Genomic DNA, 11,976 nt, shown 5'->3' with positions numbered 1-11,976 from the left:
GTCTTGCAGTCAACGGCCCCCGGCGCCGAGACGGCCCGCGGTAGCGGGCTGGCGTTGCCGTACTCGGCCCAATACGAGGTCAGCACGCTGTTGGTGAAAAGGCATGACGTTTCGGGGGTTCCCCGCCCGGCATGAGTGCCGAATCCCGTGCCGGTGGGCAAGGAGAAGCCCTGGTCGCAGGACTGATGCAAGCTGCTCAGGTCGGGTCCGGTCAGCAGCGGCGGCAACGCAGTACGCGCGGTCGGGCTCTCCCGCTGCCCGCTCGGCTCATAGACGATGAGCCCGATGACCACCCCAACGGCCGCGAGAACCAGCACCGCGCCGACAGCGATCGCGGTCGGCCGCACCCACCGGCGGCCGCGCTTGCTCGAATCGCGCTGGGGAGGCGCACCCGCCGTGAAAGGTCGAGTGCTGTCCGCGTCGGCTGACGAGATCCCCACGGCACGCTGCGCAGCACGGGCGAGGCTGCCCGCCGTCGCATACCGGTCGTCGGGGCGCTTGGCCATGCCGCGCGCAACGACTTCGTCAAGCGCGGCGGGAACCTGCCCAGTCGTCACGCTCGGTCGCGGGGGCGGCACGGCGAGGTGGGCCGCCACCAGATGCTCAAGACTCTCACCGGCGAACGGGGCTTCTCCGGTCAGCGACTCGTACAACACGCACGCTAGCGAGTACACGTCGACACTTGGAGTGGTCGCCTTCTCGTTAAACCGTTCGGGCGCCATGTAATTCAGCGTGCCGATCTGAGTTCCCACCGTCGTGAGTCGCGGATCGCCTTTGGTCTGAGCGATTCCGAAGTCGACGAGATACACGAAATCCGCGGGGGTGACGATGATGTTCTGTGGCTTGACGTCTCGATGGATCAATCCCTCGGCGTGTGCCGCATCCAGGGCAGCGGCGACCTGACTGATGATGCCGACCGCCCGTGCGGGCGCCAGCGGCCCCTGCGCGATCAGATCGAGAAGCGTCTGCCCCTGCACCATCCGCATGTCGATGTAGAGACTGCCGTCGATCTCACCCCAGTCGTGAATTGGTATGACGTGCGGCTCTTGCAGCATTGCCGCCGCCTGGGACTCGCGCTGGAACCGTGTCCGAAACGTTTCGTTGGTCGAAAACTCGTCGGCGAGCACTTTCAGCGCGACCGTTCGCCCTTTGCCGGTGTCGTAGGCCTCGTACACCACTCCACCGCCGCCCTTGCCGAGCAGGCGCGTGATGTTGTACTTGCCGAACGTCGTGCCGACGCGCGAATCCACCGCCATCTCCTTGGTCGTCGTACGACGCAGTATCTCCCCTCAGCAAAAGGTTCGCGCAAGAAACACGCAAGGCGTCCGCCGCAGCCTCTACGTGACCGGGCAACAAGACCCCGGACACGTTTCTGAGGAGTCCGATATGACCATCACGTCCCGCGCGATGTCCGCGCTGATGGCAATAGCGACCGCTGCGGCGACAATCGCCGTCGCGCCGGCCGCGCACGCCGAACCCGCCCCGACGATGGCAGCCCACGGCGTCGAGGCCCCGCTCTCGGCCGTCCCCTGGTCGCAGGTGGGCCCGGGTTGGATGCTCGCGGTGTGGAGCCCGGTTCCCGGCTTGCACACCGGCGAGAAACCTCCCCCCGGGTCACCAACCTGGGAGACCGCCAGCACGACGCTGTATTTGGTTGATCCGGCCGGTGGCCGATACCCCATCACGACCTTCCCGCCGCCGGGCAAGGGTGGCGGGCCGACGTTGGACGACTGGTCGGGCGACGGGACCCGCGCCCTGTTCTCTGCAACGGAAAAGGGCCGAACGGTCGTCACGGAGGTCGACCTGCGCACCGGCGCGAAGACCACCTTCACCACGGAGAACGGCGGCTCCCCTCGCTACACGCGGCCCGACGGCAAGGCGGTGCTGGTGTCCAGACGGAAGGGCTCGGGACCAGGGTCGCTCGAACGCGTCGACCTCGCGGGTAACCACCAGCTGACGTACCCGCTGGGCGAGGATTTCACCTCGTACCTGGCCACCGCGGACGGCACGCGGCTGGTGCTGGGCACGCACTCCGGTCTGGCCGTCATGGGCAACGACGGGGTCGCCGGCCAAGCAGTCACGATCGCCGGGCAGCGGGACTGCACACCGCTGCGGTGGTGGGACGCGGGCTCGACGATCGCGCTTGCCCGCTGCGGTACCTCCACCACGTCCCAGCTATGGCTGGTGCCGATCGACGGCGGAGCGCCGACGGCCCTGACGGCGCCGAACGACGGGCACCAGGGCCCCGACTACGGCGACTTGAACGCATGGCAGCTTCCGACAGGAACGTTCGTACAGGCGGCGGGCGCGTGCGGCGTCGTTTTCCTCGCCAAGCTCAACGGCGACGGCACCACATCGAAGGTCTCGGTGCCCGAGGTGAAGGACGACAGCGTCGTCGTGGTCGGTGTCAATGGCGGCGACCTCGACCTCAAAGCCAGGGCCGGGTGCGGGAGCGGTCAGGCACTCATCGACTACAACCCCGCGACCGGCACCTCGACCGTGCTGCTGGGGCCGTCAGTCAACGGCGGTGGGGTCGTAAGTGCAGTGCCCTATCCGGGCCAGAAGTGAGGCGCACAACATGCCCAAAACTGAACGCCACCAACAGCTTACGAGCCGCACCTTAATCAACACCGTGACGCTCCTCGTTACCGCGGCGGCATCGTTCGGCATCGCCACCGCGCCGCCCGCCATCGCGGACACGAAGTGCGGGCCGGGTAGGCCGCCACCCGGTGCGACGAGCAAGGACGTCAGCGCTGCTTACGGCGAGCCCGCCACGCTGTGGATCAGCGACACGGTCGTCGGCATCGTCACCGCCCGGGGCTACGGCGAGGCGCAGATTCATAGCCCCAGCCCCCTGCAGCGCTCCGCGCTACTGATCGACGCCCAACAGGATGGCAACCACCAGATCATCGTCGACACCGGCCGCGAGGCGATCCTGTATGCGGTGTCCGGCTGCGCCATCTCCCCGGTTGTCGATCAACGGGGCGAGCCCTTCCGATTCGATCTCGGACACCGCCGGGGCAACGGCGACGGCATCGGATGCAGCGACCTCGGCGAAGGGCGTCGCCTCGTCGGGCTGCTACAACAGCACGACGACCAGCACAACCCACTCTTGACGGTGCGCCGCACCGAAATTGACCTGAACGGCGCGATGGCGACGATTGGCCGCTCGGACACCGTCACCGCAACTTCGGTTCAAGACCCCGTATGGAGCACGGCAGGCGGGATCAGCTGCGGCGACATGACCATGCAGCGGGACGGCGTTAGGGCCCCCTACTGATGGCACCGCGGACCCGGCACAAGGCCGACGCAAGAATCGCGCAAGGCCTCCGCCGCAGCCTGATACGCATGAGGAAACGAATCGCCTTAGCCCTGGCGGTCGGGATCGCCACGGCGGCACTGTCAACCGCGGGGCGCGCCACGACCATCGCGGGCGCGCCCGCGATGCATATCGCGCCGAGCGCTATCCAGCCGCCGCACCCCGTGACCTATGCCCCGCAAATCGAGCTGCCGTTCGGCAGGTCGATCAACCACCTCGCCGGCGTGGCGGTGGACGGCGCGGACAACGTGTACGCGCTCGACCTGTACTTCGGCCACGTATGGAAGATGGCTGCGGGCACGCGTAACCCAGAGCCGTTGCCGTACATAGGCCTAGGCCGGACCCTCGATGCGGCGGTGGACGCGGCCGGCAACCTCTACGTCACCGATGATTTCCACAAGCGGGTGCTGAAATTGACCCCCGGGACCATGACCCCCGCCGTGCTGCCCTTCACCGACCTCGACGTGATCGCCGGCGTAGCGGTGGACACCGCGGGCAACGTATATGTCAGCGACTCGACCAACAATCGGGTGCTGAGGCTGGCACCGGGGTCCGCGAGCCCGACCACCTTGCCATTCAACGGCATTCACCCCGAGGGGGTGACGGTCGACATCGATGGCAACGTCTACGTCGTCGACTCCGACGGCAAGCGGGTGCTCAAGCTGGCGCCCGGCGCCGGGGACCCAACCGTGCTGCCGTTCGGCGACCTCAAACTGCCTACCCGTGTGGCGGTCGACAGACGCGGCAACGTCTATGTCGTCGACCTCGGGACAGACCGCGTGCTGAAGCTGGACGCGGGCGCGAGCGGCCCAACCACGTTGCCGTTCACCGACCTCAAGGACCCCTGCAGCGTGGCGGTCGACAGCAAGGGCAACGTGTACCTCAACGACGGCCTGCACTTCCGCATCCTCGAGCTGCCGGCCCGGTGATGGACACAGCCATGAAAATCATGTTGCGTCGCATTGCCATCGCCATCGCGGCGACGGCGTCGATCGCCGGGGCGGCGGGTTGCGGCACATCGAGCGTCACGCATCAGGCCGCGTCGACGACGGTAGCCACATCGCCTGCCGCGCAGGGGCAGTCCGCGTGCGCCGAGCTCAACGGCGACGTCGGCCCCGACAACATCTGCCGCGTGCGGAGCAACACATCGACGTCCAAGATCGAGATGACCTTTCCCCTCGACTACCCGGAGATGCCGGCGGTGGCCGCATTCCTGAAGCGGGATCGCGACGAGTTCATCGATTGGGTCGCCCGGTTCGGACCGCGCGACGGGCGTCACCGGCCGTATCAGTATTTCGTCAGGGCTAAGGCCTACCGTTCGGAAAAACCGGACGCGCGCACCCAGAGCCTGGTGCTCGAAATCGACAACGACACCGGCGCCGCCAACGAGGGCCACCCGGATACGACGTTCCGGGCGTTCAACTTCGACTTGGTCAAGCACGTCCCCATCACGTTCGACACGTTGTTCAAGCCCGGGACAAAGCCGATGGATGTGCTCAACCCGATCGTCCGGGCCGAATTAGACGCGCCGTCCGCCGACCTCGACGAGACGACATACCGCAACTTCGCGATAACCGACGAGACAGTGATTTTCTTCTTCGGCCAAAACCAAGTGGTGATGGACCACGCGGGTCCACACAAAGTCGCGGTGCCGCGCATCGAACTCGCATCAATGCTGTCCTGATCTGGAAAGGAAACCAATCATCGTGAGCCACAAGGATGTTCGAGTGCGATCCCGACGTGTCACGAGGTGGCGCGCCCGAGTCGGCGTCGTCGCGGTGGCGACGGCACTGGCCGCTGGGTGCTCGCTGTCGTCCGGTTCGATTGCGGCACACAGACCGGCGGCGGAGACACAGCCGGCGGCCCATGGTGTCGAGGCCGCGATCGGAACCATCCCGTGGTCGCAGGTCGGCCCCGGCTGGATGCTCGCGTTGTGGAGCCCGGCCATCAGCCATCGCCCCGGCGAGAAAGGTGCCCCCGACGAGCCCGACCCGGCCACGGTCACGACGACGCTGTATTTGGTCGACCCGGCCGGTGGGCGCTACCCGATCACCACGTTCCCGGCCGGCTCCACGGCCCGATTGGTCGACTGGTCGGCTGACGGTAGCCATGTCCTCGTCTCCGCGTTCAAACCCGGGTCGTTGCAGGACCACACGGCGATTGCCGTTGACCTTCGCGACGGCAAGCAGACCACCTTCTCCGTCGTCGACGGGGGACCCATCGGCTACGCGCGCCCGGACGGCACGGCGATGCTGATTGGCAAGGGCCACTTCCCTGCTCGGCCGTCGCTCGAGCGCGTCGACCTCGCCGGCAACCGCGAGCTGACGTATCCGTTGGGGCAGGACTACCGGGGAGGCGCCCTCCCTACGCCCGACGGCGCGCAGCTCGTCCTCGGCTCGTCGAAAGGCCTTGCCCTGATGGGCAGCGACGGGACGCCCGGGAAACAGTTGCCGGTACCCGGCAACCTCACCACGTGCTCGCCGGTTCGGTGGTGGACCTCGACGGTGGTTCTCGCGCGTTGCAGCGACGACAACCGTTTTTCACACACGATTCAGCTCTGGCAGGTGCCCGTCGACGGCACGGCGCCGACCGCGCTGACAGCGGTCAACTCGGGAGGCGGCAATGATCCCGGATTCAGCGGCGACCTCGGCGACACCGACGCGTGGCAGTTGCCCAGCGGCACGTTCACGCAGTCAATTGGCGGATGCGGCACCGTTTTTCTGTCCCGACTGACGTCCGACGGGCACGCCACACGGGTGAAGGTGCCCGGCGTGTCCAACAGTGTGATCGTCAATGGCGTGAGTGGCGACAAGCTGGTACTCGTGGCCACGGCCGGCTGCGGTCCCGGCACTTCGCTGCTGGCCTACGACCCGGCGGCCAACACGTTCAGCACGTTGCTCGGGCCGACCGTCAACGGCGGCAGCGTGACTCAGGCGATCGTTTTTCCCGGCCGAAAGTAGCCGAGTCAACGTCAAAAGATCGCCACACGCGCCGCACCCGGCACTAAAGTGCTGCTGGTGAGCACGAACGTGTTGGCCAACGGCCGGGGCCGATGGTTGGCAATCGTGGCCTCGCTCGTCGTCGCCGCGGCGATGATCTACGCCCAAGACACCAAGCCTCGGTCCTACGTCCAGCCCCCGGCGGCAACTCCGACGGCGACCCCGCCAGCGACCCCGAAAGATCCGGTGGCCGCGCCCCCCGGCGCCCCACACATCGCCAGTCAGGCCGAGGCGGAACAGTTGGCCGCATTGGCGGCAACCGCGCCCACCACCGCCCAGCAATTCCAGTTCCCGCTGTCCCCCGGTGTCGCTTCGGAGGACAGGCTGCAGGTCAAGACCATCTGGGCGGCCCGCGTCATCAGCGTGCTGTTTCCGGAGATCAAGACCATCTACGGCTACCGGCAGGATCCGTTGCCGTGGCATCCCAACGGGTTGGCGATCGACGTGATGATCCCGAACCCGCACACGCCGGAAGGCATCGAGCTCGGCAACCAGATCGCGGGGTATGCCCTGGCGAATGCCAAGCGATGGGGCATCAACCACGTGATCTGGCGGCAGAAGATTTACCCGGGCGTCGGCGCGGGAAGCTGGACGGCCGACTACGGATCGGAAACCGCGAACCACTACGACCACGTGCACATCGCCACCAACGGCGGCGGATACCCGACTGGGCACGAGACCTACTACATCGCCTCCATGACGCCCACGCCACCCGCGTGATCCAACCCCTGTATCTACTGGCGGACAGTCAGCTGCTGTTCTGGAAGCGGCAGGATCGTTTGATCCTCGAGGCGGCCCTCGCCGGATTCGCGCCGCACACACCGCTCCCCGCGGCCTACATCGGTGCCTCCAACCGGGATCGACCGGAGTTCTACGAGATCTTCGAGGCGGCAATGGATGCGATCGGAATCACCGAGCGGCGGATGATCGATTCGTCGTTCGGCCCCGACGACCGCGCGTTCCTGGCGGGTGCGCAGTTGATCGTTCTCGCGGGCGGTGATGTGCGCCTTGGCTGGAACACGTTCGAGAGAACCGGCATGAAGGACGTGATCCTGAACCGGTACGCCAATGGCGCTGTCCTGGTGGGTATTTCGGCCGGCGCCGTCCAACTCGGGCGCTGCGGGATTGTCGAGACGCTCGAATCAATCGAGCTGTTCGATGTGTTCGGACTCGTCCCGATGATTATCGACACGCACGATGAGCGGGCCGAGTGGGCGCGGCTTTCGCGGGCGATTCATTCGCTTCAGGGAGCGAGCACCGGGCTGGGAATTCCCTCTGGCGGCGGGATCATCGTGCACCCGGATTCCACCGTCGAGCCGCTGCGGCGTCCGGCACATGAATTCCGTTTCGACGGCGCGCGCTGCGTCAGCGCTCTGCTGCCGGCGGCGGGGATTCGATCGGGACCAGTTCGGCGAGACCGCTGATCGTCAGGACGGGCATGAGGACCGGATGAGCGATCAGGCGGATGTGGTCGGCCCGGGCGAATAAGGCGTTGACCGCGGCGCTGTCCAAGTATTCGACGGCGGTGAGGTCGACGGTGAGAGTTCCGCCGTCGTTCGCGGCCGCGGTGATGGCGATGCCGAGGGCTTGGTCGAATGCGTCGATGTTGCTCAGGTCGATTTCACCGGCCGCGCTCAGCACGAGTTTCCCGTCGTCGTTGCGCGCGGTGTCGAGGGTAAGCGAGGCGGGCATCAGGTAATCCTCGTGGATAGGTGAACTGTGGTTCCGTCGGTGTCGAGGTTGATGGTGACATCGTGCATCAGCCCTCGCATGAGGGCGATACCCCGGCCGCGATGGGGGTTGGCGGCCGGTTGTGGCGGCTTCCACGAGCCGGTGTCGGCGATCGTCACGAGCAGCTGGTCGACAAGCGCGATCGCGGCCAGGCTGATCGTGCCCTCCGGATCGTCGCGATGACCATGCTCGATGGCATTGGCGACGGCTTCTCCGGCGGCAATGAGCACGTTCAAAGCCTGATCCGGCCCTATCCGGGCTCGGGATAGCCAGGTGCGCAAGGCTTTCCGGGATGAGGCGAGGTTGTTGGCTTCGGCGGGAAACTTCAATTCCAGCGGGGCGGGTTGGCGATACAGCAAAAGGGCAACGTCGTCCTGATAGCCGCCGCTTGGCGCGAGACCGGACATGATCTCGTTCGCCAAGTCCTCCAAAGGCGAACCGCGGCCCTCCTCGAGGAAGCTGGCGGCGCGGGAGATGCCATCGTCGAGGGGAACACGGCGACGTTCGACCAGCCCGTCGGTGTAGAGCAACAGGGTCGCGCGGGCCGGCAGGGTCACCAGGGCCTCGGGGCGGGGCCGGTCGGGTCGCACGCCCAATGCGATGGTGTGGCCGTCATCGAGCATCCGCGTGGTGCCGTCGGCGTGGACCACGACCGGCGGCGGATGCCCGGCAGTGGAGTACACCAATTCACCGGTGTCGGGGTTGAGCACTGCGCAGACGGCGGTCGTGGATTTGGCGCCGGGAAGCCGGGCGGCGAAGCGATCTAGCCCCGCAAGGGCGGCCGCGGGGCTGGGGTTTTCGAACAGCAACGCGCGGCAAGCGCTGCGCACCTGTCCCATGACGGTCGCCGCGCCGAGGCCGTGGCCGACACAGTCACCGACGATCAACGCGATGCGGCCGTCCTCGAGGTCGAAGATGTCATACCAGTCGCCGCCGACTTGCAGAGGTCGGGTGGCGGCCTGATAGCGCACCGCGAACCCGCGCGGCAGATCAGCGGGGCCCAGGATTGCGTGTTGCAGGGCAAGCGCGGTTTCGCGCTGCTGGTCGACTTGGTGCACCCGCTGCAGGCCCTGGCTCAGGCGGCCGGCCAGCACGGTTAGCAAGGTCTGGTCCTCGAGGGTGAACGGCCGTTCCTCCGTCAGCTCGATCCAGACCACGAGCACGCCCTCGGGATGCTGCAGCGCGATGGCCGCCGCACCGGGGTTCGTCGTGTGGGGAGTGAGTAGGTCGCCGTCCCGCATCGAGCTGAGCATCTCTCGTGTGTCTGACGGCAGATCGGCCCACTGCGTCGGTTCGCCGACCGAAACCAATTCCGGTGCGCCGGAATCGATTTCCGCAGCAGAGATGTGGGCCGGAAAGGTCACAGCCAGGACTCGGCGCGCCCGCCATAGGCGGCGCAGTTCCTCGGCTGCCGCTTGCACTGCGTCATTGACGTTATCGGCTTGGGCGAGTTCCTGGTTGAGGGCGTGTTCGCGACCTGCAGCCAGCGCCAACGCGATAGCGGCGTGTCGGGCGAAGTCACTGACCAACTCGAGGTAATCGGTGCCGAATGGCGGCTGCCGCGGGCCTCGTGCAACCGCGATCACGCCAAGCACCGCATCGTCCGCGATCAGCGGTATGACGATCGCCGAACGGTCACCGACATCGGTGAACCCCTCGATCGGATATTCGAAGGAGTCAGTGATCAGCGGCAGGCCACGGCGCGCGACACCGCCCGTGGTGGAGCCTTCCATCGGAACCTGCCGACCAATCACCTCCGCGGAGTACCGGCCCGCAGTAGCGGCCACGACAAGGGTGTCGACGTCTTCGGCGGGCAGATCGGGCTCGCTCGGAACCAGCAAAATGGCCTGTTCGGCCGCGGCCAGCTCGAGCGCCAGGTTCACGATGAGTTGCAACGGCCCAGTCTGCGGGTCGCCGGATAGCAGCGCGGTCGTGATCTCGCGGCTGGCCTTCGTCCATTTCGCCGACTCGCGCTCTCGCTCGAAAAGTCGCGCATTGTCGATCGCGGCCGCCGCCGCGGTGGCCATTGCCCGGACGGCTGCCTCCTGCGCGTCGGAGAACAGGTGGGCGGGCCGGTCGTCGGCAAGGTAAAGGGTCCCGAAGTCAGCGCCCCGCACGGTGATTGGTATTCCGAGGAATGCCCGCAGCGGCGCGCCAGGTGTGTGCAGCCCGGCGCCCTGCGGATCAGCGCTCAGATCGTCGAGACGTAGGCCCTCACCTACCTGCAGACCGTCGAGCTGTCGCGCAGTGTCCTCATCGAGCCCCGCACGGACGAAGGAGACGGGTCCGCCGTCGGACGCGCGTATGCCCAGCGCTCCATATCGGGCGCCGGTCAGCTCCATCGCCGCGTTGACGATTCGCTGCAACGTCACATTCAGGTCCAGATCGGAACCGATCTCCACGATGGCGCGCACCAGTCGCTCCATCTGGTCGAGCGCCGCGGCCAGCTCGTCCGGGCGGCTCATCGGCTCGCGCCTGCCCTGCCAGGCGAACGCGGGGGCCGCCGGTCGCTGCTCACGAAGACAATTTATCGGTCGGATGAGCGCTAGTCAGGAGGTCCGCGTTAAAAGGAAGGCAAAAGGGGATCAGCGCGTGGAGGTGGTGCCTCGCCGCCGCGGCGTGCGGTGCGCCGCCTGCACGTCGGCGTTGGCGAGGGATTGCGCCTGAGCGGCCAGCGTCGATGCGCGATTGGCGTAGGCAATTGCTTCGTCGCTTGCTTCTTTGCCGTGCGCCGCCGCCAAATACCGTCTCGCCTCTTCGCAGCGGGCCTTCGCCTCGGCGCCGATGCTGTCGTGATGCCTGCCGACGTAGTCGGAGATTTGGCGCAGTCGGGCGTCCGCGGTGGACAACGCTTGCTGCTGACCGCTCCCTTCAATGGGCACATCGCGGGAGTCGACGCGGCGGGCCCGTCGGCGGTGGCGTTGGTAGAGCAAGAGAAGCACCACGATGACGACGACGAGCACGATCACGGCCACGCCCATCGCGATCAGCGGCCAGATCCGGTGTGACGAGCTTGCCGATTTGTTCAACCCGTCAGCCGCAGCGACCGCAGCGCCGCCCCAGTCTTTGGCGTTCACTCTTGGTTCAATTTGGTTGCTACGCAGGCTGTTTAACTCGTCGGTTGTGATGCCCTGCATCGTCGGCGGCACGCTTAACCAGTACGCCTTGGAGTTGGTGGCCACGGCCAGCAGGGCGTCGTGGTCGCCCATCTCGCTGGCACTGCGGGTTCGGTCGGCCCAGTTTTCGGGCTTGAACCTGGAGAAGTTGTCGACGTAGACCACCCACAGTTGGAGGTGCTTATCGCGGTAGAGCCGGTCGATTGCCGAGCTGACCGCCGGACGACTGGAGTCCGTCAACGCCCCCGTGTTGTCGGTGACGTGCTCGGTGAGCTTGGACGGCGGTTGGGCTTGAGCAGGAGCGGCCAGCAGCAGCCCCGCCGTGAGGATCGTCAGGACTACACCAAACAGGCGGACAGGGCGCATACGGGTAACTTAGCCCGCTGGCGGCACAGAAGCTCAGATGCACTATTTTCCTGGGGTGACGTTCTCAGCTGCTGCTGCAGCCGCGCGGTGGATCGCCCCCTTCCTGACGATTGCGGCCGTTGCCGGTTTTCTAGCCAGCCCGGTGCACGTCGGCCCCGCCCTGGCGGTGCGCTTGGCTGATGACGCCAATCCGTTGGCCGGCATGCCCTTCTACGTCAATCCAGGCTCGGCGGCCATGCGTGCCGCGCAGCATGCCGACCCACCGAGTCCCGAGTTGACCGCCATCGCCAACACGCCGCAGGCGTACTGGATCGTCCCGGGCCCGTCCGCGGGGACGGTCGGCAAGTACACCAGTGACGCGGCGGCCGCCGGCGCGATACCGGTGCTGGCGATCTATGGAATCCCGCACCGCGACTGTGGCAGCTTCGCCGCGGGTGGCATGGCG

At 66.8% G+C, this 11,976-nt stretch carries 11 protein-coding genes and 1 pseudogene; 8 read left to right on the top strand and 4 right to left on the bottom strand.

Annotated elements, in window-relative coordinates; all coding sequences use genetic code 11:
- Positions 1-1,250, bottom strand: a 1,250-nt coding sequence (locus A5736_RS05950) for a serine/threonine-protein kinase (protein WP_371328361.1), incomplete at its 3' end; no start/stop codon positions are given.
- A 136-nt stretch (positions 1,251-1,386) separates the two neighbouring features.
- Between A5736_RS05950 and A5736_RS05945 the strand changes: the two genes are divergently transcribed.
- The 7 genes from A5736_RS05945 (at position 1,387) to A5736_RS05915 (ending at position 7,742) form a co-directional block, all read left to right on the top strand.
- Entirely contained in the window at positions 1,387-2,568 is a 1,182-nt protein-coding gene (locus A5736_RS05945) for a hypothetical protein (RefSeq protein ID WP_076245077.1), read from the top strand.
- 64 nt (positions 2,569-2,632) lie between these two features.
- Complete coding sequence (locus A5736_RS05940; protein ID WP_083667195.1) at positions 2,633-3,280, top strand: hypothetical protein; 648 nt, start codon at positions 2,633-2,635, stop codon at positions 3,278-3,280.
- A gap of 68 nt (positions 3,281-3,348) precedes the next feature.
- On the top strand, positions 3,349-4,248 hold the full coding sequence (locus A5736_RS05935; RefSeq protein WP_076245074.1) for an NHL repeat-containing protein: 900 nt from the start codon (positions 3,349-3,351) through the stop codon (positions 4,246-4,248).
- Positions 4,249-4,259: 11 nt separating this feature from the next.
- Positions 4,260-5,003 (top strand): esterase, encoded by a 744-nt coding sequence (locus A5736_RS05930; protein ID WP_175611204.1) that lies wholly within the window; start codon positions 4,260-4,262, stop codon positions 5,001-5,003.
- 43 nt (positions 5,004-5,046) lie between these two features.
- The gene (locus tag A5736_RS05925) at positions 5,047-6,279 is read left to right on the top strand and encodes a hypothetical protein (RefSeq protein WP_254848298.1); all 1,233 of its coding nucleotides are present in this window, start codon (positions 5,047-5,049) and stop codon (positions 6,277-6,279) included.
- Between the two features lie 57 nt (positions 6,280-6,336).
- Positions 6,337-7,038, top strand: coding sequence for a glycoside hydrolase (locus A5736_RS26685; RefSeq protein WP_254848297.1), 702 nt, complete (start codon positions 6,337-6,339; stop codon positions 7,036-7,038).
- Positions 7,035-7,742: a Type 1 glutamine amidotransferase-like domain-containing protein gene (locus tag A5736_RS05915; RefSeq protein WP_076245071.1), complete on the top strand. Its 708-nt coding sequence runs from the start codon at positions 7,035-7,037 to the stop codon at positions 7,740-7,742. Before A5736_RS26685 ends, A5736_RS05915 begins: the two co-directional genes overlap by 4 nt.
- Here the strand turns inward: A5736_RS05915 and A5736_RS05910 are convergent.
- The 3 genes from A5736_RS05910 to A5736_RS05900 form a co-directional block, all read right to left on the bottom strand.
- On the bottom strand, positions 7,684-8,010 hold the full coding sequence (locus A5736_RS05910; RefSeq protein ID WP_076122389.1) for an STAS domain-containing protein: 327 nt from the start codon (positions 8,008-8,010) through the stop codon (positions 7,684-7,686). The two genes, A5736_RS05915 and A5736_RS05910, sit on opposite strands and share 59 nt — an antisense overlap.
- A complete protein-coding gene (locus A5736_RS05905) occupies positions 8,010-10,514 on the bottom strand; it encodes a SpoIIE family protein phosphatase (RefSeq protein ID WP_076245070.1) in 2,505 nt (834 codons plus the stop codon). The genes A5736_RS05910 and A5736_RS05905 overlap by 1 nt, the downstream gene beginning before the upstream one ends.
- 120 nt (positions 10,515-10,634) lie before the next feature.
- Positions 10,635-11,531: a YgcG family protein gene (locus A5736_RS05900; protein WP_076245068.1), complete on the bottom strand. Its 897-nt coding sequence runs from the start codon at positions 11,529-11,531 to the stop codon at positions 10,635-10,637.
- Positions 11,532-11,586: 55 nt separating this feature from the next.
- Between A5736_RS05900 and A5736_RS05895 the strand changes: the two are divergent.
- Positions 11,587-11,976: pseudogene (locus A5736_RS05895) on the top strand (glycoside hydrolase family 6 protein); the annotation flags it as partial.

Origin of the sequence: Mycobacterium sp. SP-6446, from assembly GCF_001954045.1 — a bacterium.
Taxonomy (GTDB): Bacteria; Actinomycetota; Actinomycetes; order Mycobacteriales; family Mycobacteriaceae; genus Mycobacterium.
The sequence above is the reverse complement of the archived record's forward strand: the minus strand, read 5'-3'. Positions and strand labels throughout refer to the sequence as shown.